At 36.8% G+C, this 24,264-nt stretch carries 18 protein-coding genes and 1 CRISPR repeat array; of the genes, 9 read left to right on the top strand and 9 right to left on the bottom strand.

Going from position 1 to position 24,264, the window contains the following annotated elements:
- Positions 1-189: 189 nt before the first annotated feature.
- From O9307_RS05700 to O9307_RS05720, 5 genes are all read right to left on the bottom strand, one after another.
- The gene (locus O9307_RS05700; RefSeq protein ID WP_298296206.1) at positions 190-366 is read right to left on the bottom strand and encodes a histone H1; all 177 of its coding nucleotides are present in this window, start codon (positions 364-366) and stop codon (positions 190-192) included.
- A gap of 567 nt (positions 367-933) precedes the next feature.
- Positions 934-1,476 (bottom strand): alpha-ribazole phosphatase, encoded by a 543-nt coding sequence (gene cobC / locus O9307_RS05705; protein WP_298296208.1) that lies wholly within the window; start codon positions 1,474-1,476, stop codon positions 934-936.
- On the bottom strand, positions 1,461-2,261 hold the full coding sequence (locus O9307_RS05710) for an adenosylcobinamide-GDP ribazoletransferase (RefSeq protein ID WP_298296210.1): 801 nt from the start codon (positions 2,259-2,261) through the stop codon (positions 1,461-1,463). Before O9307_RS05710 ends, cobC begins: the two co-directional genes overlap by 16 nt.
- Positions 2,262-2,860: 599 nt before the next feature.
- Positions 2,861-4,543 (bottom strand): nicotinate-nucleotide--dimethylbenzimidazole phosphoribosyltransferase, encoded by a 1,683-nt coding sequence (cobT, locus tag O9307_RS05715; protein WP_298296212.1) that lies wholly within the window; start codon positions 4,541-4,543, stop codon positions 2,861-2,863.
- Positions 4,544-4,653: 110 nt separating this feature from the next.
- Positions 4,654-5,169 carry a bifunctional adenosylcobinamide kinase/adenosylcobinamide-phosphate guanylyltransferase gene (locus O9307_RS05720; protein ID WP_298296213.1) on the bottom strand — a complete coding sequence of 172 codons (516 nt, stop codon included), beginning with the start codon at positions 5,167-5,169 and terminating at the stop codon, positions 4,654-4,656.
- Between the two features lie 261 nt (positions 5,170-5,430).
- Between O9307_RS05720 and O9307_RS05725 the strand changes: the two genes are divergently transcribed.
- From O9307_RS05725 to O9307_RS05740, 4 genes are all read left to right on the top strand, one after another.
- Positions 5,431-6,573, top strand: coding sequence for an ABC transporter substrate-binding protein (locus tag O9307_RS05725; RefSeq protein ID WP_298296215.1), 1,143 nt, complete (start codon positions 5,431-5,433; stop codon positions 6,571-6,573).
- A gap of 1 nt (position 6,574) precedes the next feature.
- Entirely contained in the window at positions 6,575-7,606 is a 1,032-nt protein-coding gene (locus O9307_RS05730) for an iron ABC transporter permease (RefSeq protein ID WP_298296217.1), read from the top strand.
- Between the two features lie 290 nt (positions 7,607-7,896).
- Entirely contained in the window at positions 7,897-8,310 is a 414-nt protein-coding gene (locus O9307_RS05735; RefSeq protein ID WP_298296219.1) for a GxxExxY protein, read from the top strand.
- 406 nt (positions 8,311-8,716) lie between these two features.
- Positions 8,717-9,502: an ABC transporter ATP-binding protein gene (locus O9307_RS05740; RefSeq protein WP_298296221.1), complete on the top strand. Its 786-nt coding sequence runs from the start codon at positions 8,717-8,719 to the stop codon at positions 9,500-9,502.
- Between the two features lie 1,000 nt (positions 9,503-10,502).
- On the opposite strand, the gene O9307_RS05745 is transcribed toward O9307_RS05740, so the two are convergent.
- A complete protein-coding gene (locus tag O9307_RS05745; protein WP_064716566.1) occupies positions 10,503-10,967 on the bottom strand; it encodes a tRNA (cytidine(34)-2'-O)-methyltransferase in 465 nt (154 codons plus the stop codon).
- Between the two features lie 61 nt (positions 10,968-11,028).
- Entirely contained in the window at positions 11,029-11,592 is a 564-nt protein-coding gene (locus tag O9307_RS05750) for a pseudouridine synthase (RefSeq protein WP_298296226.1), read from the bottom strand.
- A gap of 248 nt (positions 11,593-11,840) precedes the next feature.
- Here O9307_RS05750 and O9307_RS05755 point away from each other — a divergent pair, with 248 nt between their 5' ends.
- The 3 genes from O9307_RS05755 (at position 11,841) to O9307_RS05765 (ending at position 18,394) form a co-directional block, all read left to right on the top strand.
- On the top strand, positions 11,841-12,497 hold the full coding sequence (locus O9307_RS05755) for a tail fiber protein (RefSeq protein WP_298296228.1): 657 nt from the start codon (positions 11,841-11,843) through the stop codon (positions 12,495-12,497).
- A gap of 71 nt (positions 12,498-12,568) precedes the next feature.
- On the top strand, positions 12,569-17,425 hold the full coding sequence (locus O9307_RS05760; RefSeq protein WP_298296231.1) for an MBG domain-containing protein: 4,857 nt from the start codon (positions 12,569-12,571) through the stop codon (positions 17,423-17,425).
- 135 nt (positions 17,426-17,560) lie between these two features.
- Positions 17,561-18,394, top strand: a complete 834-nt coding sequence (locus O9307_RS05765; protein WP_298296234.1) for an outer membrane beta-barrel protein — start codon at positions 17,561-17,563, stop codon at positions 18,392-18,394.
- Positions 18,395-18,629: 235 nt separating this feature from the next.
- Here the strand turns inward: O9307_RS05765 and O9307_RS05770 are convergent, their stop codons facing one another.
- Positions 18,630-19,820 carry an ectonucleotide pyrophosphatase/phosphodiesterase gene (locus O9307_RS05770; RefSeq protein WP_298296237.1) on the bottom strand — a complete coding sequence of 397 codons (1,191 nt, stop codon included), beginning with the start codon at positions 19,818-19,820 and terminating at the stop codon, positions 18,630-18,632.
- Positions 19,821-19,980: 160 nt separating this feature from the next.
- Here O9307_RS05770 and cas1 point away from each other — a divergent pair, with 160 nt between their 5' ends.
- Together cas1 and cas2 are read left to right on the top strand one after the other, a co-directional pair.
- The gene (cas1, locus tag O9307_RS05775; RefSeq protein WP_298296240.1) at positions 19,981-20,874 is read left to right on the top strand and encodes a type II CRISPR-associated endonuclease Cas1; all 894 of its coding nucleotides are present in this window, start codon (positions 19,981-19,983) and stop codon (positions 20,872-20,874) included.
- A complete protein-coding gene (cas2, locus tag O9307_RS05780; protein ID WP_064716554.1) occupies positions 20,865-21,194 on the top strand; it encodes a CRISPR-associated endonuclease Cas2 in 330 nt (109 codons plus the stop codon). The genes cas1 and cas2 overlap by 10 nt, the downstream gene beginning before the upstream one ends.
- Positions 21,195-21,305: 111 nt before the next feature.
- Positions 21,306-23,580: a CRISPR direct-repeat array (repeat unit 36 nt; unit sequence AATATCGTGTCTTCTAATCTTTAATCAAACCACAAC).
- Between the two features lie 155 nt (positions 23,581-23,735).
- Here cas2 and O9307_RS05785 read toward each other — a convergent pair.
- The gene (locus O9307_RS05785) at positions 23,736-24,068 is read right to left on the bottom strand and encodes a GIY-YIG nuclease family protein (protein ID WP_298296247.1); all 333 of its coding nucleotides are present in this window, start codon (positions 24,066-24,068) and stop codon (positions 23,736-23,738) included.
- Positions 24,069-24,264 lie beyond the last annotated feature (196 nt).

The raw sequence follows: 24,264 nt of genomic DNA on the forward strand, positions 1-24,264 counted from the left end.
GCAGAAAGAATTAACGGTGCAATTGAAGAGCTAAAACGAATCGGTAGAGGATATAGAAACAAGCAAAATTTTAGAACAGCTATTCTTTTTTTTCACGGTGACTTAAATGGATATTCACACAAAACCCAGTAGAACCAAAAAAAACATAGGGTGTTAAAACCCCATGTTTAGATTCCATTAAAAAAAAAATTATTTCTTAGATTCTTCAATAGAAACTTTTCTGAATTCTTTTAATAATTTTTCTATTTCTAAGCTTGATTTACGAGCTCTAGCTCCAGCTGCCTTCACTCCTTTTTCAACAAGTGCTTCTGATTCTGTTTTGAAGTTTTCCATTTCAGCATTAATTTTTGCTACTAAATCTTTCATAATACTATTATCGTTTTAAATTTTTAGGCTACAAAAATATGAGAATCCTTTTATTAATCAAACTAGTTTATCTTAACTAAGCATTAATTCTATATAACCCGTTGGGTGAAATTCATATAAAATAAAAAACTTAACCACACTTCGATGCCTCAGTGCAGGCTAGCGCCAGTAGGTTAATAGCAAATAGACTTCGAAAAAATAGAAATAGCACTATTTCTCACATAGATGACTATGTGAATAGTGAAGCGTCTATTTGTTTCTTTTAAAAAACTATAAATTCTATGATTCTAGCCTGCACTGAGGCATCGAAGTGTGCTAAAAATATTTTCACCCAACGGCTTCTATAAAGTTTTTAAGCATCGTAGCAATAAATAAAAAAATGATTGCTGATTTTTGATTAACGATTTTTGATTGCTGATTTATAAAATACTGAAAATCATGCGATTTTTACTCACTTGCTCCAAAATCTAAAATGCATCGCCAGTTCGCTACCGCTCGTGTCAAGAATCTTTAATTTTCAATCTATAATCTGTTAACTTAATGACATTGCGCTCACGGAATTCCTGCTTAACGAGTATATTCTACTTTCACCACCACTCCATAATCTAAGGGTGTAGCAAAAGCCTCCTGTAAAGGGATCTTATTTATTCTACACAAAACACTTCGAATCACTCCAGAATGCGTGACTAAAATCAGCGATTTTTCATTGGGTTTCTCTAATTCCTCCTCCAAAAATTCCCAAACCCTTTGGTCCAAATCAATAAACGATTCGCCATTGGGCACCGCAACATTCACAAAATCATTCATCCACGGATCCAAAACCGTTCTCGGAATGGCGTTCCAAGCCTGCAATTCCCAGTCCCCAAAATGCATTTCTTGCAATCGAGGTTCTTCGGCAACTATTGGAATTCCTTTGGCTTTCTGAATATGCTGCGCCAAAATCGAACAGCGTTGCAAAGGACTAGTGTATAAAATGCCCTGCTCTGGCAATTGCTCCAAAATCGCATCAAAAATCGCATCATAAGGCACTCGAATGCCAACATCGCTTTGACCATAACAAATCCCTTTTTCACAAACCGTTTCGGTGTGGCGCACTAAATAAATTTCCATATCGCTAATAAGCTTAAGTAAAAAATAACTTCACACACTTGTTGTGTTGCTCCCAAACAATCGCCCGTGTACCCGTCAATCCATTTCTGAAAATAACGCGCCAAAAAATAACGCGCCAAAAAAACGGGAAACACCACCATCCCAATAATGGCGTGATTCGACATCAAAGCCAGCAAAGGCATCAGTCCAAAAAACAAAGCCCCCACCACCTCTTTCCAAGAATACTGTTGGGCAATGGGTTTGCTTTTGCTCGTAGCATCCTCCCGAGAATACTCGTGAGTAAAGACAATTGAAATTGCCGCCAAGCGACTCAAAGCATGCCCTGTTACGAAAACCAAGAAAAGAGTGCATAGTGAATAGTAATTAGTGTGTAGTGAATCGCTTTTCACCAATGTGACCAAACTCATAAACTTCAGCAAAAAAAGCAATACCAAACCAATCGCACCATAAGCGCCAATAGCGCTGTCTTTCATAATGGTCAAAATTTTAGTTTTGGTCCAACCACCGCCAAATCCGTCACAAACATCGGCAAAACCATCTTCGTGAAAAGCACCTGTAACCAGCACACTCACTATCATCGAAAACACAATCCCAATCTCAGGATTCCACAACCAAGAAGCCATAGCGTACACTCCAAAAGCAATTGCCCCGACAATCCAACCAATTAAAGGAAAATAACGAGATGCTTTGTTCAAATAATCAGGATTGTGGTCAATGTTCTTCGGACACGGAATTCGGGTGTAGAACATCAAAGCGGTAAAAAAGATGTGGCGTTGTTTTTTCATTTATTTATATTTTATAGAAGCAGTAACAAAAAGCCTTTATGCCAGCATCGTCCCGCTGTCCTTCCAATCTTTTTTTTTACACCTGTCAGGTTTTAAAAACCTGACAGGTATAAAAAAAAGGATATTCCCTCCCATCGGGGCTAAAAGGCAACATTGGTACTTCTATGGTTACATTTCGTTTTTATTGTTGGTTTTATATTTGGCTGACTCTTTACTTATAACCTGAGTTCTTTTGTGAAGAGTTTATGATACCCTATTTTTTTGAACTCCTGCAAGGTCTTTTTCTTGACCTTGTAGGTGTTTGCATCAATACAAAAATACCTACAATGTTTTGGAAACCTTGCAGGAACTACAATTTGATTCACAATTAATTCCGAACTCCTGCAAGGTCTTTTTTTGACCTTGTAGGTGTTTGCATTCTTCCAATCCTACCTACAAGGTTTTGGAAACCTTGCAGGAACTAAAATTTGATTCACCATTAATTCCAAACTCCTGCAAGGTCTTTTTTTGACCTTGTAGGTGTTTGCATTCTTACAATCCTACCTACAAGGTTTTGAAAACCTTGTAGGTATGGCAACAAATCATTTTGTTCTAATCATCTATTCCTTTTTGTTATTGACCCCCGCTGATTCAAAACTGGCCATCTCATTCAAAAATACTACTGCTGATTGCACTAACGGAAAAGCCAAAGCACAACCCGTTCCTTCCCCCAAGCGCAATTGGAGGTGCAACAATGCTTTTGCTCCTAGATAATCCAAGAGTTGTTGATGTCCTTTTTCAGCCGAGGCATGACAAAAAACAGCATTGCTAAAAATAGCTGGATTCTTCTTAAAAGCAATCAAAAAGGCTACTGTCGCAATAAATCCATCGACTAAAATTAACATCTTGTTTTTATGAGCTTCGAGCATTCCGCCAGCGATTTGCAAGATTTCAAAACCTCCAAAATACGCCAAAATCGAGTCTAAATCGTTAGTGCCTTTGTAATTAGCAATGGCTGTTGCCAAAATTTGATGCTTGTTTTGTAATTTTTCAGCTGTAACTCCCGTTCCTTTTCCGATGCAATCCGCTAAGGGAATTTGGGTCAAAAAATGCATCAATACCGAAGCGGTTGCCGTATTCCCGATGCCCATTTCACCAAAACCGATGCAATTTGTGCCCGATTGGGCAATTTGTGCCACAACGGTTGCCCCTTTCGAAAAACAAGTGGCTACTTCTAGAGCACCCATCGCAGCGGTGTGTAAAAACGACTGCGTGCCTTTGCCTATTTTAGCATGAATCAACTTCGTGTTAGTAGGGAAATCATAATTCACCCCCGCGTCTACAATCGACAATTCGATTTGGTTTTGGGTACAAAACACATTGATTGCTGCTCCACCTTCCAGAAAATTAGAGACCATTTGTCGGGTTACTTCTTGTGGATAGGCACTTACGCAATGATTGGCAATACCGTGATCGGCAGCAAAAACCACCAAATGCGGTTGTTTAATTTGAGGCGAAGTGGTTTGAAACACCATACCTATTTGGTGTGCAAGTGCTTCTAAATCACCCAAAGCACCTGTCGGTTTGGTTTTGTTATCGATTTTGTGTTGCAATTGACTCGACAAAAGTGTGTTGGGTTCCATTACCGTTTCGTCGAAGGAGGAAATTATAGTATCTTTTGATTGTATTGAATCAATCGCAGTGATAGAAGGAAGAGCGGATTTTTTCTTCCAACCCAATTGTTGCAACATAGGCTGATGCTCATAATTAGAGGCAGGTTTGCCTACGCAAAAGTAACCCAAAGGCTCTATGTTTTCGGGTAATCCTAAAATAGATTTGAATTCGTGATAGTTTAGAATCGACACCCATCCCATAGAAAAGCCTTGTTCGGTCAAGGATAACCAAATATTTTGTGCCGCACAAACCGCGCTAAATTTAATGGCTTCGTTACTCCCCACCGTTCCGATGGTAAAGGAATTCAGCACCGAACGGTCGTAAGCAATGACTAATCCTATAGGAGCCTCTTCGATGGCTTCGAGTTTTAGCGCTTGGTATTGTAGCTTTTGTTGCTCGTTATCGGTTGCATTGGACGCTTTTTTATCATAGGCTTCAAACAAAAGTTTGATGGCTTTTTTGACTTCGGAGGAACGTATAACGTAATATCGAGTAGCATCGGTAAGTCCAACAGAAGGTGCGTAATGTCCCGCTTGTAAGGCTTTTTGCAAGACGTCTTCTGGCACTTCGTCGGTGGTGAAGTGGCGGGTATCACGACGGGATTGTATGATTTCTTGTAGTGTCATCATCTTTTTTTTTTGCGTTAGGGATGGTAGTGGTATCCTTTGTTGCCGGGGTTCGGCAACAAAGATATAACGGACAGCCCGGCCCTTGTGGAAACGCCCAAATCTGTATTATTCTAAACCTCGCCTTTGATCACCATTGGGATTCCTGCTACCATAAAAACTACGGTGTTGGCCTTTTGGGCGATGTATTGATTGGTCCAACCTTGTAATTCCGTAAACTTTCGGCCGATGTGTGTCTCTGCGTGCAACCCCATCCCTATTTCGTTCGAAACGATGATGATGGTCGTGTTGGGTTGCTGGGCTATGCTGTCGATTTCTTTTTTGGCTTGTTCCAAACACAGATCGATGTCGTTTTTGTGATCTACAAAAAAATTGGTCAACCACAGGGTCACACAATCGATCACGGCCACACGATTTTCGAAAGGTATCTCGCTTAAGAATTTTTCTTTTTCGATGTTTTCCCAACGTTCGTCACGGTCTTTTTGGTGTCTGTCGATGCGGTTTTTAAAATCGGCATCCCACTGACGCGCTGTGGCTACATACATTGGATGATCCGACTTTTCTTTGGCTAATTTCTCAGCAAAACCGCTCTTTCCAGAACGTTCTCCTCCAGTAATCAAGTACATCATTTGGAATAATTTATGGCTTCATTAAAGCGCAAAGATAGTCTTTGTTGCATTTTTTAGTGTTAAAAATAAACAAGAAATTTTAGTTTTTGCCTTACATTTGCAATGAAAATCAATACCCAAACCGCATACGCTGGCATTCCATTGATTTAAAGTAAAGAGTAAAATTGACTGCAAATTCGCAAATTATTTTTCGTTTTCAGTATTCGCACTCTTCTTTATTTGTATCCAAAAACTTACCTTAAAAGGTATCAAAACTCGTTTATGAAAACCAAAATTATTCTTATTGCCTTGATTAGCTTGTTACTCTCATTGAGTGCTTGCGAGAAAAAAGGAAACACTACCTCTCTTTCGGAAACCACAGCTACCAATAGTATTCGCTATGCTTCTGGGCTTTCGATACAGAAAAACCCAGGATTTTCGGTAGTTACGGTTCGCAATGCTTGGCCTGATGCGAAACAAAACTTTACCTATATTTTGAAAGAAAAAAATGGTATCGTTCCAGATAGTTTACAAAAATATCCTACCATCGCTGTGCCTTTACAAAGCATAGTGGTGACCTCGACCACCAATATTCCGTTTTTGGAAATGCTGGGCGTGGAAAAAAAATTAGTAGGTTTTCCGCATACCGATTATATCTCGTCTCCAAAAACGCGACAACTAATTGATGCAGGAAAGGTCAAAAACATTGGTCAAAATGAAAAATTAGACACCGAGCAATTGATTGATTTGAATCCTAATTTGATTGTGGCTTTTGGCATTGATAATTCGAATCCTACGATTGATAATTTACAAAAAAGTGGTTTAAAAGTACTCATTCAAGCCGATTGGATGGAACAAACGCCACTAGGCAAAGCCGAATGGATTAAATTGTACGGCGCTTTGTTTGGCAAAGAAAAAGAAGCCGAAGTTTTATTTAATGACATTGTAAAAAGTTACAACGAAACACTAGCCTTAGTCCCTCAAAAAAAGACAAATCCTACCGTTTTATATGGCTCAATGTACCAAGAACAATGGTTTGTGGCCAAAGGCGATAGTTGGGTGGCGCAGTTTTTAAAAGATGCAAAATCTAATTATTTATGGAGTAGCACCAGAGGAACAGGAAGCTTGCCGTTGCCCTTCGAGAAAATTTTAGAAAAAGCCAAAAAAGCTGACTATTGGATTGCCACGGGATCCTTTAAAAACTTAGCGGAATTGCAAGCTAGCAATCCGCATTACCAACAATTTGATGCTTTGAAAAATAAAAACGTCTATACTTTTGAAAACAAACACGGAGCAACTGGTGGCACGATTTATTATGAATTAGCGGCAAGTAGGCCCGATTTGGTCTTGAAAGATTACATCAAAATTTTTCATCCCGAATTACTTCCGAATTATACGTTTACCTTTGCCGAAAAATTACAATAAATTGAGGTCTTCCTACATACATACTCTTCTTTTTATCACCTTAAGTATAGGATTGTTTGCACTGTTTGTGGGCAACATTTGTTATGGCTCTATCGCTATTCCTGCAAAGGAAGTCTTGAAAAGTTTATTAGGACAACCGGCTTCAAAAGACACTTGGGAATACATTATCATACATTATCGTTTACCCAAAGCCATCACGGCTGTACTAGTAGGTATGGGATTATCGATGAGTGGCCTATTGATGCAAACGCTGTTTAGAAATCCAATGGCTGGTCCTTATGTCTTGGGATTGAGTTCTGGGGCGAGTTTGGGCGTGGCTTTTGTGATTTTGGGTGCTGGTTTTTTACCTTCCTTCTTAAGCGGTATTTTAGTTTCAAAATACGGTGTTGTTTTAGCTTCAACTATTGGAAGCAGCAGTGTTTTGTTACTCGTACTCCTTGTATCCCAACGCTTACGAGATACTATGGCGATACTCATTATTGGTCTAATGTTTGGCAGCTTAACCTCGGCTATTGTAGGGACACTCACCTATTTTAGTTCGGCAGAGCAATTGCAGAAATTTACCTTTTGGTCGTTGGGAAATTTAGGTAATTTATCTTGGGAATCCGTGTGGATTTTGAGTGGTTGTGTAGGTATTGGGTTAGTCCTAAGTGCCTTTAGTATCAAACCGCTCAACGCCTTACTTTTGGGTGAAAACTATGCGAAAAGCATGGGACTCAACTACAGCAAAGCGCGATTGATTATTATTTTTGCTACGAGTATACTAGCCGGAAGCATTACTGCTTTTGCCGGTCCGATTGCTTTTGTTGGATTAGCCGTTCCTCACATTGCCAAATTGACTTTCCAAACCAGTAATCATCGGATACTGTTTTGGAGCACGCTTCTTTTTGGCGCAGGTATCATGTTGGTTTGCGATATATTTACACAAGTCCCCGGTACAGAAGTGAGTCTACCCATTAATGCGGTGACTTCTATCTTAGGGGCTCCTGTGGTGATTTGGTTATTAGTTAGAAAACAAAAAATGATGGGCTAATGGAAATGAGTGCTGTTTTAACCCAATAAAAACATAGTTTTACTAGTAAGTAACCAGTTAGGTGAAATTGAAATAGCATATGAATTTTAACCACATAGGAGCGTCATAGATTAATAGCAAACAGGTAAAGAACAAATAGAAATAGTACTATTTCACACATAGAATGGCAATTTGAAGATAAAATGTAAACGAAAGACTTTAAATACTATGAAACTATATGTTTCTATATAGTTTAAAATAATTGCAACCAACTAGTTAAAATAAAAAACTCTTTTCAATACTACTTGTTTATGACTACACAGAAACAACTCAATGAACTTACATTCGAAATAATTGGAGCAGCGATTGAAGTACATAAAACAATGGGCAAGGGATTGTTAGAAAATATTTATCATCATTGTTTAATAGAAGAATTAAAAATAAGAAACATCAATTTTATTTCAGAAAAAAACATTCCTGTATTTTATAAAGAAAAAAAACTTGCTATTGATTTTAAGTGTGATTTACTTGTTGAAAATACTATTGTTATTGAATTAAAATCCGTTTCCGAAATCACACCCATTCACAAAGCGCAACTACTTACCTATATGAAGCTTTTAAATATTCCAAAAGGAATTTTGATAAACTTTAATTGTTTTAATATCTTTAAAGAAGGACAAATGACCTTTGTTAATGAAATTTTTCACCAACTCCCAAAACACTAAATAATAAGCCGTTGGGTAAAATTCAAATAAAGCAATAACTTACCACATAGAGCCATAGATTAATAGCAAATCAACATAGAAAAAACAGAAATAGCACTATTTCTCACAATAGATAAGCTATGTGAATAGTAAAACGTCTATTTGTGTCTTTTAAAAAACTATAAATTCTATGATTCTATGTGGTAAAAATAAATCATCCAACGGGTTAAATTATAGTTTAACCTATTGGTTAAAATGAAGAATAGCAGTATTTATCGAACATCTATGTAAAAAGTAAAACTTCTAAAAGTCCTTTAAAACACTATAAAATTCTATGCTTCTAGCCTGCACTGAGGCATCGAAGTGTGGTAAAAAAATCTCAGAATGTGTTACATCAAATTCGTTGTACGGATTTAAAATTTAAAAAATGGAAGAAACTATCATCCTTCAAACCCAATCGATAAGCATTGGTTATCAAAACAAAAAAGTAAGCACTCTTGTTGCTAAGGAGGTTTCTATTGCGCTTAAAAAAGGAAAACTAACGGCTTTAATTGGTGCTAATGGGATTGGAAAATCGACCTTGCTGAAAACGATTACTGGAATTCAAACCCCTCTTGAGGGTGATGTTTTGTTGCACGGTAAAAACATAGCAAATTACAGTGCATCAGCTTTGTCACAAGAAATGAGTTTGGTATTGACCGAGAAATTACCTCCCAGTAATTTAACCGTGTATGAATTAGTAGCGTTAGGACGTCAGCCTTACACCAATTGGATTGGCACCTTGACCGAGGAAGATAAAATTCAGGTTGAAAAAGCATTGTCACTTACTCAAATCAGTCATTTGGCCGATAAAAAACATTATCAAATTAGCGATGGGCAATTGCAAAAAGTACTCATTGCACGCGCCTTAGCTCAGGATACGCCTTTGATTATTTTGGATGAGCCTACTACGCATTTGGATTTGTTACACAAAGTTTCGTTATTGAAATTACTTAAAAAACTCACCCACGAAACGGGGAAATGTATTCTTTTCTCAACTCACGATATCGATATGGCGATTCAATTGAGTGACGAAATGATTATTATGACGCCAGAAACCGTAGTGCAAGATGAACCTTGTAATTTGATTGCGAAAGGAAGTTTCAATACGCTTTTTAAAGATGAGCATATTGTTTTTGATAATGAAAAAGGGAAGTTTGTGATTACGGGTTAAGCCCCCTAGCCCCCAAAAGGGGGAATTAAATCCTTGGTGTAAAATGTATAACCGCTAAGTTCGCAAAGGGTTTACGCTAAGGGCACAAAAAAATAAAAAATAAAAGTCATCGAAGTTTTTTATGAATTGGAATGCTTATTTTGAACCATATAAGGCAAATAAGGGCATATAAGGTTAGTTTTGAAATACGCTTCTAAAAATTAAACCGCAAAGGACACAAAGGGATTACGCAAGGAACGCAAAAAAAATACAAACATATAAGTTATCGAAGTTTTTTATGAATAGGAATGCTTATTTTGAACCATATAAGGCAAATAAGGACATTGAAGGTTAGTTTTGAAATACGCTTCTAAAAATTAAACCGCAAAGGACGCAAAGGAATTACGCAAGGAACGCAAAAAAAATACAAACATATAAGTCATCGAAGTTTTTTATGAAATGGAATGCTTATTTTGAACCATATAAGGCAAATAAGGACATTGAAGGTTAGTTTTGAAATACGCTTCTAAAAATTAAACCGCAAAGGACGCAAAGGAATTACGCAAGGGGCGCAAAAAAATACAAACATATAAGTCATCGAAGTTTTTTATGAATTGGAATGCTTATTTTGAACCATATAAGGCAAATAAGGGCATATAAGGTTAGTTTTGAAATACGCTTCTAAAAATTAAACCGCAAAGGACGCAAAGGGATTTCGCAAAGGGGCGGAAAAAAATACAAACATATAAGTCATGGAAGTTTTTATGAATAGGAATGCCTATTTTGAACCATATAAGGCAAATATGGGCATAGAAGTATCCATCTGTGAAAATCTGTGGAATTTGTGTCTAAAAATTTAACCGCAAAGATCGCAAAGATTTACGCAAAGGGCGCAAAGACAACTATATAACTTCGTGTTACTTCGTGTCTACTTTGTGTTTCTTTGTGGTAAAAAAAACCGCTAAGGACGCAAATAGTACCAGCTCATAAAAACTGAACACTAACAGCTGTAAACTGCCAACTAAATTTTGCCCAATGAAAGTTGTCTTCTCGCTTCGCCAACAACAAAGGCAACAGAATTGGCAATATTAAAACTGCGAATCAGGGGCGACATAGGGATTTTTAATTGATTTTCTTTGGCGAACAAATCCAATACTTCCTGGCTCAAGCCTACGCTTTCTTTGCCAAAAACCAACCAGTCTTCGTCTTGAAATTCGATATTCAAATAAGAATGCTCTGCATGAGAACTCATTAAAAATACTCTTGAAGTATCTGGAATTACCTTCATCCATTCGGCTACATTTTGGTATTCGGTCACCTCCAGATGCACCCAATAATCCAGTCCGGAACGTTTGAGGTTTTTGTCATTGATAACAAAACCAAACGGGTGTATTAAATGCAGACGGCTTTCTGTACCAACACATAAGCGGCCAATATTACCAGTATTATTAGGAATTTCAGGTTCGACGAGTACGATGTTTAACATGTTTTAGTTTTTGGGTTTTGGATGTGAGTTGGTTCTAATTACTTTAAAAATTCACAACGCATTATTCAAAATTCATAATTTCTTTTACTTCTCCAGCTTGTAAATCGTTCAAGTGTACATTTCCTATTCGAATACGAACTAATCGTAAAGTAGGAAACCCTACGGCGGCAGTCATTTTGCGTACTTGACGAAATTTGCCTTCATTTACCGTAATCGAAGCCCATGAAGTGGGCCCGTGTCGCTCATCTCTGATTTTCTTACCTCGTGGTCCAAAATCAGGAATCTCGTTTACAATAAAGGCTTCACAAGGTTTGGTTGTATATTTAGTTCCGTTGAAGCCTATTTCAACTCCTTTTTTTATTTGCTCAATAGCTTCGGGAGTAATTACACCATCCACTTGAACATAATATTCTTTATCCACTTTTTTACTTCTAATTTGCTCACTAACTTTTCCATCCGTCGTCAAGAGCAATAAGCCTTCTGAATCTTCGTCTAAACGACCTATTGCCATCGTGCCCTCTGGAAAATCATACAGCTCTCCTAACAACCGTTTTTTCCGTTTCAGCTGATAAATAAACTGACTTAAATAGCCGTAGGGTTTATGAAGAAGAAAATGACGGTGCATGTATTTTGGATTTAAAGTCACAAATATAGCGGGTTATTCTATTTTAAAAAAAACTCACCTACAAAGTCTCTCTTTACTATACCTCATTATCCTCCTTTTATGACATCAAAAAAGCAAGTCATGTCATTTAACCTGTATTAAAAACACACAACAACTACTTTTACTACAAAGGAAATAAGCAAATAAAAACAACTTAATTATACTCACACTTTTCTTAAAAAATCTATTAGCATTTAAATCAAAAAATTATGAACGATGAATTCATTGGCACTATTAAACTTTTCGCAGGTAGTTTTGCACCTGCAGGCTATTTTACTTGTGAAGGGCAACTTTTATCAATCAGAAATTATACTGCGTTGTTTGCTATATTAGGAACCTATTATGGTGGAGATGGTGTTAACACTTTTAAATTACCTGACTTACGTGGTGCTTTTCCAACACAATGCACTAACACAGCGGGTGTACACCCTGGAGGAACTTATGTACTTGGACAAACTGGTGGAGAACAGGCTACGACCATTACAGCGATGAACATGCCACCTCACACCCACACTATAATAAAAGGACCAGGAACGAATATAACTGGAAATGTATCCGTAAACACCACATTACAAGCTAGTACAGGTGATGGTGCTAACTCAACTCCTTCCGCGACTAATAATGTTTTAGGAAAAACGGTTGATACGAGCGGAGCTGGAGACCCTAATTTGTATACTAATGCCACACCGAATCAAAATTTAGCAGGAATTAGTTCAACAGCGACCAATAATTTAAATTTTGACCCAACAGGCTTACAATTGACTCCTTGGGGCTCTGGCCCCATACCCTTGCCAACGCTACCCCCTTTTGTGGCTATGCAATATATCATATGCTATCAGGGAGTTTTTCCTTCTAGACCACAATAAATATAAAAAAATGGACTATTATTCAATAGTTCATTTTTATATATATATGATAATAAACACATTAAAAAATTATGATAAAAAAACTACTTCTCATTGGATGTTTTCTAAGTTTGTTTACATCCTCACTGGCTCAAACTACTTTATCACCTGGTGATATTGCTATTATAGGGGTAAATTTTGATGATTTTACTAATTATGAACTGACCATAGTAACATTGGCTCCCATTGCTGCCAACACACAAATTAGAATTAGTGATTATTGGTACAATGAGAACACACCAAATAAACTAACTAATATTACAAATACTGGTACTGCCTTGACATCAGAAGGATCTATTTTATGGCAACCTACGGAGGCTATTCCAGCAGGTACTGTATATAAAATAAGTATCGTACAAGAAGGCAATACTGTGACTGGCTTACCAGGAAACGTTTCAGTTACTGGATGGTCAACACCTATTGGTACTCCTTCATCACAAGGTGGTGACAACTGGTTCATCTATCAAGGTACTAGTGTCACAGATGTTACCAATTTTGTTTTTCTTTGGGGAAATGGTTCTCCTAGAACTATAAACAGTTTTACAGTAACTCCGGGTCAATTTGTGCCAAGTGGAAGTGGTAATCTAAGCAGTAATCTTGTAACTTACCTACCAACACCAAGTTTAACCTTAGGTACCAATGCCATTGCGTTAACAGTTGACCCGACACTCGCTACTGGTGGTCTTCATGGCGACAACAATGCTTATACAGGTATAAAAGAAGGCACAAAAGCAGCATTACTAGCTGCAATTTGTAATACAAGTAACTGGATTAAAAATGAATTAACGACTTATGACATCAATCCAGGGGGAACAACCTTCCCAGGTACTAATCCAATTTTTAGTGTTACAAACAATAGCGCACCAACTGATATTGCCCTTTCAAATACTTCAATCAACGAAAATGTAGCGGCTAACTCAACCGTGGGAACGCTTTCTACTACTGATCCTGATTCAGGAAATACATTTACCTATACTTTGGTTGCTGGAGCAGGTAGTACAGATAATGCCTCGTTCTCTATCTCTGGAAACAATCTGACAATTAACGCAAGTCCTAATTTTGAAACTAAATCTTCTTATTCTGTCCGCATTCGTACAACGGATCAAGGAAATTTAACTTTCGAAAAAGTATTTACCATTACCATCAATAACGTCAATGAAACACCAACAGATATTACTTTGTCTGATTCTGACATTGATGAAAATGTGGTGGCTAACTCAACTGTGGGAGCACTTTCTTCTACTGATCCTGATGCAGGAAATACGTTTACCTATACTTTGGTTGCAGGAGCAGGTAGTACAGACAATGCCTCGTTCTCTATCTCTGGAAACAATCTGACAATTAACGCAAGTCCTAATTTTGAAACCAAATCTTCTTATTCTGTCCGCATTCGTACAACGGATCAAGGAAGTTTAACTTTCGAAAAAGCCTTTACTATTTCCATTACTAATGTCAATGAAGCACCAACGGATATTACTTTGTCTGCTGCTGCTATCAACGAAAATGTGCCGGCTAACTCAACTGTGGGAGCACTTTCTTCAACCGATGTAGATAACAGTTCGTTTACTTATTCTTTAGCAGCTGGAGCTGGGGATACTGATAATGCTGCGATTACCATTTCTGGTAGTGATTTGAAAATTACTGCAAGTCCTGATTTTGAAACTAAATCTTCGTATTCGGTTCGTATTCGTACAACCGATCAAGGCGGTTTGACTTTCGAAAAAGCGTTCACGATTACCATTAATAATGTGAATGAAGCGCCAACGGATATTGCCCTTTCAAATACTTCGATTAACGAAAATGTAAGTGCTAATTCGGCTGTAGGAGCTCTTTCTTCTACTGATCCTGATTCAGGAAATACGTTTACCTATAATTTGGTTGCTGGAGCAGGTAGTACAGACAATGCCTCGTTCTCTATTACAGGAAACAGCGTGACCATTAACGCAAGCCCGGATTTTGAAACCAAATCATTCTATTCTGTTCGTATTCGTACAACGGATCAAGGAAGTTTAACTTTCGAAAAAGCATTCACTATCACTATTAATGATGTGAGTGATATAAATCAAGCGCCAACGGATATAACGTTGTCTGCTGCTGCCATTGATGAAAATGTGGCAGCTAACTCCACTGTTGGAACTTTGTCTTCAACCGATGGAGATACTAGTTCGTTTACGTATTCTTTAGTAGCTGGAACTGGAGATGCTGATAATGCTGTGTTTACAATTTCAGGTTCTGATTTGAAAATTATTGCTAGTCCTGATTTTGAAACCAAAGCATCTTACTCTGTTCGCGTTCGAACTTTCGATGGAACTTCCACTTTTGAAAAAGCCTTTACTGTTTCCATTAATGATTTAAACGAAGCGCCAACAGATATTACGCTGTCTGCTACTGCCATTGATGAAAATGTGGCAGCTAACTCCACTGTTGGAACTTTGTCTTCAACCGATGGAGATACTAGTTCGTTTACGTATTCTTTAGTAGCTGGAACTGGAGATACTGATAATGCTGTGTTTAGTATTTCAGGTTCTGATTTGAAAATTATTGCTAGTCCTGATTTTGAAACCAAAGCCTCTTACTCTGTTCGCATTCGAACTTTCGATGGTACTTCTACTTTTGAAAAAGCCTTTACTATTTCCATTAATGATATCAATGAAGCGCCAACGGATATTGCGTTGTCTGCTTTAGTAATTAATGAGAGAGTAGCAACTAACTCGACTGTTGGAGCTTTTACTTCAACGGATTTCGATTCAGGAAATACATTTACTTATTCTCTTGTAAATGGACTTGGAGATGCAGACAATGCTTCATTTAGTATTAGTGGTGCTACTTTACTTATTGCTACTAGCCCTGATTTTGAAACGAAAGCTTCCTATTCCATTCGTGTTAAAGCTACGGATCAAAACGGTCTGTTTTTTGAAAAACAATTTACCATTACCATTAATGATGTATGTGAACTTGACGGTTCTCTAACATTGGCTAATGATACTCTAAATCCTACGCAAACCAATGTGTCTTGTAACGGTGGAACTAATGGTTCAGCTTCCGTTACTCCTCCGGGAGGGGCTGGTGGCTATACTTATTCTTGGTCACCTTCAGGTGGAACGGCTGCAACAGCTACTGGTCTTGCAGCTGGAAGTTATACCGTAACGATTACAGGTGCCAATTCTTGTACGACTACTCGGAACTTCACCATTACACAACCCACGGCAATTGCTTTCACCACAACCGTTTTATCTGATTATGATTATAATACAGGATACAGTCAAACTATAGCAACTTCAGGAGGAACAGGAACTAAAACCTATGCTGTTACAGCGGGAAGTTTGCCTTCTGGTTTTTCGCTATCAACAGCTGGAGAGATCACAGGTATTTCGACTCAGATTGCTAATAGTACTTTTACGGTTACCGCTACTGATGCTAATGGTTGTACGGCTACCTATAATTATGTCTTAAAATTAAATCAAATCCCAATTACTGTAACTGCAACACCTTCTCAAACTAAAGTGTATGGAGAGAGTGATCCTGTTTTAACTTATACCGTATCACCGAGTTTACTTCCTGGCGATTCATTTACAGGATCTTTAACCAGAGTTAGTGGTGAAGATATCGGGAATTATGCTATTGATCAAGGTTCGCTTTCAGCTGGGTCTAACTATTTAATTACTTATGTTGGAGCTAACCTTACTATTACGGCAAAACCAATTACCGTAACGGCAACCCCATCACAAACGAAAGTTTACGGAGCAACTGATCCTGTTTTTGTTTATAGCGTTTCACCAAGTTTAGTAGGCAGTGATTCCTTTACAGGCGCTTTAACTAGAGCTGCGGGGGAGAACGCAGGAACTTATGCTATTAACCAAGGAAGTTTGAGTGCTGGATCTAATTATACCATTACTTATGTAAGAAAAGATTTTACTATTACGGCAAAACCTATCACAGTAACGGCAAATGCTTCACAAAGTAAAGTATACGGAACAATAGATCCTGTTTTCACCTATACTGTTTCTCCGAGCTTAGTAAGTGGTGATTCTTTCACTGGAGCTTTGACAAGAGTTGATGGAGTGAATGTGGGTGTTTATCCTATAACACAAGGAACGTTAAGTGCAGGTTCAAATTATACCATCCAATATAATAGTTCCAATTTTACTATTACTAAAGCAGATCAGGTAATTACCTGGAACCAGACTTTGGGATTAGGTTGTAATGGAGAAACTAGTCTTGTTTTGACGGCTGTTGCTACTAGTGGTTCAGCAATAAATTACACTTCATCCAATCCGACTATTGCAAGTGTATCCAATAATTCATTGCTTTTCCAAAATTATGGGGCCGCCACTATAACAGCTTCACAACCAGGCAACATGAATTACAATGCAGCTCCACCTGTTGTTTTACCAGTAGTAGCTAGTCAGCCAAACCTGATTAGAAAACAATTTGAAAATATTATCTTCTTTGACAATAGTTCTAAGAGTTTTAAATCGTATAGCTGGTATAAAAATGGGGTTTTAGTGCCGAGTCAAACTTCACAATATTTCAAAGAAAGTGGCGCCTTGAATGGGACTTATTATGCTGTAGCAACAAAATTAGACGGAACATTAATTACAACCTGTCCGTTGACTTTATCTCCATCAGTGGAAGATGAGTATATAAGAATTGTTCCAAACCCTGTTAGAAGTAATGCGAGTTTCCAATTGACTACGAATGTTAGTTCAAGTAAATTACAAAATGCACGTGTTGAGCTTTTTAATTTAATAGGAAACTTGTTAACTACTATAAATACAAGTCAAAACACTACTGACATGATCGCTCCGAGTGTTGAGGGGCTTTATATTGTCAAAATGACCTTAACCAACGGCAAATATTTTACTAAAAACCTTTTAGTAAAAAATTAAAGTGATTTATTGAATAAAACCTCCTCTTTTTAAAAAATGAGGAGGGATTATTCTCATAAAAAACAAGTTTGAGAAAGCAAAAAACCAATAGATAAAAGGCAATAACATACAGAAACGCTAAAAAAATTTACATCTATGAAATTCAATAGTAAAAACATAATTGGAACTATAGTTTTCTTAATTTCCCAAAGCATAGCTGCACAGTTTTATGTCGGTATACAGTCGGGAATAGGAATCATTCAGAGTGATATTGCTGGTCTAAAAACAGGTAATCGCCTAGGCGGAGCTGTAAAGGCAGGTTATATCTACTCTTTAACTAAACATTTTGGTATTGGTTCAGGGGTAGAGTTCTCCCAATACAAACAAGAAGTTACTTTGTCCCAGCCTTCTGCAACACTTACTAGTTTTGAAATTGACGCTTCAACTTCAGCATTTAATTATAACGTTAGCACGAAGAATTATAGAGAAAGACAAACGTTACATGCGGTGCAAATCCCTCTTTTTGTGCAATATAAAACAAATACAAATCAGGGTGTTGAAGTTAATTTTAGAGCCGGAGCTAAATATTTTTTACCTGTAAACTATAAAGTTAAAGCAACAGCTGATTACGTAAATGGTAGCGCTTATTATCCAGATGTAAACCTGACTATTGATGATTTACCAGAATTTGGTTTTGGTGGTCAGGCTAATTATTCCTCATCAGGGAAATATACCACTAAAGGCATTATAATGAGTTCTTTTGAGTTAGGATTTACATTTGATATGGGCAGTAAGCATTCGCTCTATGCGGCCATGTTTTTTGAAAATGGATATGGTACCATATTGAACCAAAACAAGAATGAGTCCTATATTGGTTATAACCCAACATCTGTATCAGATAGAGCAGCTAATGGTTTGTACAGTACTGACAAAGATGCGGAGATTAAACCTATAGCTTTTGGTGTAACCCTTGGATGGAATTTTAAATAAGTTCATTTTTTAAACTCCTACGAAAGGTCTTGTCTCAATCAAGGCCTTTTTTTGCAAAAGATTCTCTTTCAAAGTATGCATTTGGTTGTATTGGCACTCTCTTGTTCCTCATCCTTTCTGTGCGCTGTGGCTTTGTAAAACCAATTTCACACAAAGGCGCAACGACGCAAAAATATGTTTTACTTCTTTGATTTTTGGCAGGAATTACGAATAGTTCTATACCTTACTATCCATTTTACTTTTTTAACATCCCTTTTACCTCATCCAAATCACCATCTATAGTCTCCGTTTTTAAGCCTAGAATAGTAGCAATTAATGGATAAACACTAACGTTACGAAAAGGCTTTACTTCTTGTCCTATGTTGAAATTCGGACCTTTGGCATAAAAAATAGCTTGCATGTCTTTCATAGTATTATCGTAACCATGCGTTCCACCGCTGACTTTTTGTTCTAGTTTGTTGACCAAACTATACCCCGCCTCTGCTTCAACTAGAAAATCTAAAGCTCTTGGATTTGTCCCAAAATGAAATCTTTCAGGTACTTGATTCGTAGGATACCATTTGATGTGAGGCACTTTTTTCAAAGCGTCAGCAATAGCTTCTTTATAGCCGGGTTTAGCTTCAATACTCATAATCGGGTTAATTACGGCGGCATATCCATACCATTCTGGTTTCAGATAGTCTAAAATAGCGACTTTTTTATCGTTGCTGATGTCGGTCATTCCGTGGTCTGAAACTACAATTAAGTTGATTTCCTTACCGATTGGAAGTGCCTCTACTTTTTGCATGAGTTGCCCAATTACTGCATCAACTTGTGGCACCATTTTTTTATTTTCTTCCGACATAGGGCCGTAATTGTGTCCGGTTTCATCGGGCTGATCAAAATACAAGGTAATTAAATGCGGACGTTCCGCTTCGGGAAGGTTGAGCCACTCGATCACAGTATTGATTCTGCTTTCATAGCTGACTGATTCGTCATATTCTTTGAAAATACTGGCACTTTTTACACCGGTGTCCGAACCTGGCCAATAGAAACAAGCTGCTTTAACTCCTTGTTCTTCGGCGAGATTCCAAATGGGATTCCCTCCATAGAATTCGCCATTTTTTTTGGCGGCGGTTTTTAGAGTAAATATTTTTTGGGTTGCGGGATCATAAAAATTATTATTGATTATCCCATGATGATCTGGATATAATCCTGTGACCATAGCATAATGATTAGGAAAAGTTTTGGTAGGGTAACTGGGCTGCATGGACTCAGCTTTTACCCCATATTTTGCCAAACTATCCAAATTTGGGGTTTCAAAATAGTGAGGATAATCCCATCTAAATCCGTCTAAGGAAACCAGAATTACATAAGGTTTTTGCTGCTCTTGCGCTGTTATTCCAAAACTGAATATCCATAGCACCGCTAAATATAGGTGTTTCATCTGTAGCATTTTGTCAACAAAGATACGACATCGTTTTATCATTAAACAAACAAGACCTCTATAAGGAATCGTTAAATAAAACAACCCTAAGCAACAACAATGAAAGGGGCATACCTTTTGATAGTATTTCTCTTATTAACAACCATTTAAACCAAATAAAATGCTAAAAAAAACCCTTTTAATAGAAAACAAATCATCTATTTCAGCCAAGAATTTACAGCTCATAATTAAATCCGAAACTAGAGAAGGAACCGTTCCCATTGAGGAAATCGGTTTTTTAGTTTTGGATCATCCCGAAATTTACCTAAGCATTCCCGCTATGAATTTGTTAATCGAAAACAATTCGGCAGTGATTATTTGTAATAAAAATCACCTCCCCAACGGGCAATTTCTCAATTTGAACAGCCATCATATTCAGCAAGAAATCTTCAAAAATCAAATCGAAGCCTCCTTGCCTCTCAAAAAACAGTTGTGGCAACAAACCATTATCGAAAAAATTACCAATCAAGGTCTTTTACTCCACAAGTTAACCGGCCAAAAAAACAGCTTGGATTTTTTGGCTTCCAAAGTCTTGAGTGGGGATAGCAGTAATATGGAAGGCGTTGCCGCAAGTCAATATTGGAAAAGCTTTTTTGAAACTACGGACATCGCCTTCAAAAGGGAACGATTTGGTGATTATCCCAATAATTTTCTCAATTACGGTTATGCTATTTTGAGAGCAGCCACTGCCAGAGCTCTTTCGGGTAGCGGATTATTGAACACTTTGGGCATTCATCATAAAAGCAAATACAATGCTTTTGCTTTGGCCGATGATATTATGGAACCCTTTCGCCCGCTCGTGGATGAAAAGGTATTTGCAATCGTGCAATTGTATGAAGAACAGGAGCTCAACACCAAGATTAAAGCCGAATTATTGCAAATTCTAACGCAAACCGTTTATTTTGAAGACGAAAAAAGTCCGTTGATGGTGGCGCTACAAAAAACTGCCAGTTCCTTGCAGCAATGCTATACAGGCGAACGCAAGAAAATAAAATATCCCAAATTATGGACTTAAACGGCTACCGAATTATGTGGTTATTTGTATTTTTTGACTTGCCCACCGAAACCAAAAAGGATAGAAGAAACGCTTCTCAATTTAGAGGCAATTTGCTCAAAGACGGTTTTAGTATGATGCAATTTTCGGTATATATTCGGCATTGTGCCAGTAGTGAAAGCGCCGATGTGCACGAAAAAAGGATCCACCAACTCTTACCTCCTATGGGTAAAGTAAGTATACTGCGCATCACCGATAAACAGTTTGGCAACATTATGAATTTTTGGGGCAAAGCCGAAGTCCCAAAAGCTCCCCAACCGACACAATTGGAATTGTTTTAATCTACAAAATAAAAAATGCCTCAATCTTGCTTTATCAGGGCAAAAAAGAGGCATTTTTTCATACGATATTCTAAAGTAATCTATTGATTACTAGAAGGTAACAAGCCAACTAATATCGTGTCTTCTAATCTTTAATCAAACCACAACGTATAAATTAATAACTAATGCCAGTTTGTCAATATCGTGTCTTCTAATCTTTAATCAAACCACAACTGGTTGCTGCGGTTGGTAAAGCGTTCAGTTAATATCGTGTCTTCTAATCTTTAATCAAACCACAACTTTAGTCGTTAAATTACAAGATAAAATCTAAATATCGTGTCTTCTAATCTTTAATCAAACCACAACTATCTTCACAAACAGTAATTAATTTAACAAAATATCGTGTCTTCTAATCTTTAATCAAACCACAACTTAAATTGGTAATGGCTGATTTAAAAATAAAATATCGTGTCTTCTAATCTTTAATCAAACCACAACGTTCAAATAGAGTTAGTATAGGAGAAGGCTAATATCGTGTCTTCTAATCTTTAATCAAACCACAACAGGTAATAGTATATGTGCCATTGACCATTGAATATCGTGTCTTCTAATCTTTAATCAAACCACAACGGAAGAATTATTAGTAACTAATAATTATCCAATATCGTGTCTTCTAATCTTTAATCAAACCACAACTCTGTCACCAAAAACACTAACTTCAAAGTGAATATCGTGTCTTCTAATCTTTAATCAAACCACAACAGAGGTAAATCTATCAGGTAATTTAATAATAATATCGTGTCTTCTAATCTTTAATCAAACCACAACAGATGGTGAAAGAATACTTAAACAACATGAATATCGTGTCTTCTAATCTTTAATCAAACCACAACTGGTACAAATTCTTCAAACTCCATTCCATCAATATCGTGTCTTCTAATCTTTAATCAAACCACAACTAACGAATACGGCAAAACAACAACTTCGTCAATATCGTGTCTTCTAATCTTTAATCAAACCACAACAGTTATTATTTGTTAAGCTTGGTCTTAATCAATATCGTGTCTTCTAATCTTTAATCAAACCACAACTATAGATTGTTTCAGGATGATTTTTTATAAAATATCGTGTCTTCTAATCTTTAATCAAACCACAACAGGGCAATCGCACGTCAATTCCACTCAATAATATCGTGTCTTCTAATCTTTAATCAAACCACAACATAAATCATGAATATAGCAAAACAAGAAGCAATATCGTGTCTTCTAATCTTTAATCAAACCACAACATTTGCTCCTGAGCATCGTACAATGAGTTAATATCGTGTCTTCTAATCTTTAATCAAACCACAACAAAAAGAACAACGTTAGTTGCATCTTCACTAATATCGTGTCTTCTAATCTTTAATCAAACCACAACTATTATAGTTAATGAAAGAGATGAAAATTAAATATCGTGTCTTCTAATCTTTAATCAAACCACAACTGCTGAAGTATCTCCTTCTTTGCCTTTGTAAATATCGTGTCTTCTAATCTTTAATCAAACCACAACTAGTAATACATGCCATGTTATTATGTTATTAATATCGTGTCTTCTAATCTTTAATCAAACCACAACGGGTTTTTATAATGGTTTTTCAAAAATAGTAATATCGTGTCTTCTAATCTTTAATCAAACCACAACGTTACCTGATTGCAAAAATAATCTATCTTTAATATCGTGTCTTCTAATCTTTAATCAAACCACAACTAATTAGTATTTTAAATCGAATGGCGAAAGAATATCGTGTCTTCTAATCTTTAATCAAACCACAACTATACGGAAGTTAGTGGCAACCTATTCAGCAATATCGTGTCTTCTAATCTTTAATCAAACCACAACGTTTACTGCATACTTTGGATTAAATGTTTTAATATCGTGTCTTCTAATCTTTAATCAAACCACAACTGATTGATATACCAAGTATAGAAATAAACAATATCGTGTCTTCTAATCTTTAATCAAACCACAACCAGCGAGTCTTTCTGCTCTTTCAGAATCTTAATATCGTGTCTTCTAATCTTTAATCAAACCACAACTTTCAAGATATTCATTACATCCGCTAAAACAATATCGTGTCTTCTAATCTTTAATCAAACCACAACAATAATAACCTAATAGCCCAAGACGATAAAATATCGTGTCTTCTAATCTTTAATCAAACCACAACCTTTATCGGCTCTATTTGAATTGTTCGCCTAATATCGTGTCTTCTAATCTTTAATCAAACCACAACATCCCATTTTGAATTATCCCAACTATTAAAAATATCGTGTCTTCTAATCTTTAATCAAACCACAACAACCAAGCGATATTGTCTGTAGTTGGTGGCAATATCGTGTCTTCTAATCTTTAATCAAACCACAACAGAGTGAGCTATCGCCGAAACTCTGTTGTGGTTTGAGTCGTTTAAGGATTTGAAAATTGTATGTCAAAGAACTTTCATTTTTTGTCATTCCGACGGAGGAGGAAACACATAAAAAAAGCAACTAATGCGATTCCTCCCCCGTCGGAATGACAAACTTACGGCTTATTTTTATTCATAAATCGATCATTTAAAAATTCAAATTCGGGATTAAACGATCTTATTAATGCTAGTTTCTTTTCTCTTCTCCACCCTTTTAATTCTTTTTCTCTTTCTATTGCTTTTTGCACCCAAGTGAATTTTTCGTAAAACACCAAAAACTCAAGATTGTATGTAGATGCAAAGGTTTTTATCCCTTTTTCTATATTTTCTTTGTGTTGTTGTAATCGCAACCCCAAATTATTTGTCATTCCAATATAATAAGTTGAGCGGTACTTATTGGTAATTATGTAAACATAATATGTATGATAACCTTCGTTATACTCAATCATTGTATTGTTCCTATTCTTTTATTTATTTACTTCAATTAGTTATGCCACCTAATGAATGTCGAGCCAGAGGCAATTGATGCAAAAAATTGCATAAAAAAAACTTATAGCGTCAGCGATAACTAGAGTAACTTCTAAACTCACTTAATGTGATTCCTCCTGCGTCGGAATGACAAAAAAACCTACTTATATTTTTGCT

Source organism: Flavobacterium sp. (assembly GCF_027531905.1).
Lineage (GTDB): Bacteria > Bacteroidota > Bacteroidia > Flavobacteriales > Flavobacteriaceae > Flavobacterium.

Bases quoted from the DNA above. Each gene is read 5' to 3' on its own strand.
- O9307_RS05785 (WP_298296247.1), bottom strand. From the start codon at position 24,068: ATGATTGAGTATAACGAAGGTTATCATACATATTATGTTTACATAATT.
- O9307_RS05700 (WP_298296206.1), bottom strand. From the start codon at position 366: ATGAAAGATTTAGTAGCAAAAATTAATGCTGAAATGGAAAACTTCAAA.
- O9307_RS05710 (WP_298296210.1), bottom strand. From the start codon at position 2,261: ATGAAAAAACAACGCCACATCTTTTTTACCGCTTTGATGTTCTACACC.
- O9307_RS05720 (WP_298296213.1), bottom strand. From the start codon at position 5,169: ATGATGTACTTGATTACTGGAGGAGAACGTTCTGGAAAGAGCGGTTTT.
- cobC (WP_298296208.1), bottom strand. From the start codon at position 1,476: ATGGAAATTTATTTAGTGCGCCACACCGAAACGGTTTGTGAAAAAGGG.
- O9307_RS05755 (WP_298296228.1), top strand. From the start codon at position 11,841: ATGAACGATGAATTCATTGGCACTATTAAACTTTTCGCAGGTAGTTTT.
- cobT (WP_298296212.1), bottom strand. From the start codon at position 4,543: ATGATGACACTACAAGAAATCATACAATCCCGTCGTGATACCCGCCAC.
- O9307_RS05735 (WP_298296219.1), top strand. From the start codon at position 7,897: ATGACTACACAGAAACAACTCAATGAACTTACATTCGAAATAATTGGA.
- O9307_RS05745 (WP_064716566.1), bottom strand. From the start codon at position 10,967: ATGTTAAACATCGTACTCGTCGAACCTGAAATTCCTAATAATACTGGT.
- O9307_RS05765 (WP_298296234.1), top strand. From the start codon at position 17,561: ATGAAATTCAATAGTAAAAACATAATTGGAACTATAGTTTTCTTAATT.
- O9307_RS05740 (WP_298296221.1), top strand. From the start codon at position 8,717: ATGGAAGAAACTATCATCCTTCAAACCCAATCGATAAGCATTGGTTAT.
- cas1 (WP_298296240.1), top strand. From the start codon at position 19,981: ATGCTAAAAAAAACCCTTTTAATAGAAAACAAATCATCTATTTCAGCC.
- O9307_RS05725 (WP_298296215.1), top strand. From the start codon at position 5,431: ATGAAAACCAAAATTATTCTTATTGCCTTGATTAGCTTGTTACTCTCA.
- O9307_RS05770 (WP_298296237.1), bottom strand. From the start codon at position 19,820: ATGAAACACCTATATTTAGCGGTGCTATGGATATTCAGTTTTGGAATA.
- cas2 (WP_064716554.1), top strand. From the start codon at position 20,865: ATGGACTTAAACGGCTACCGAATTATGTGGTTATTTGTATTTTTTGAC.
- O9307_RS05750 (WP_298296226.1), bottom strand. From the start codon at position 11,592: ATGCACCGTCATTTTCTTCTTCATAAACCCTACGGCTATTTAAGTCAG.
- O9307_RS05760 (WP_298296231.1), top strand. From the start codon at position 12,569: ATGATAAAAAAACTACTTCTCATTGGATGTTTTCTAAGTTTGTTTACA.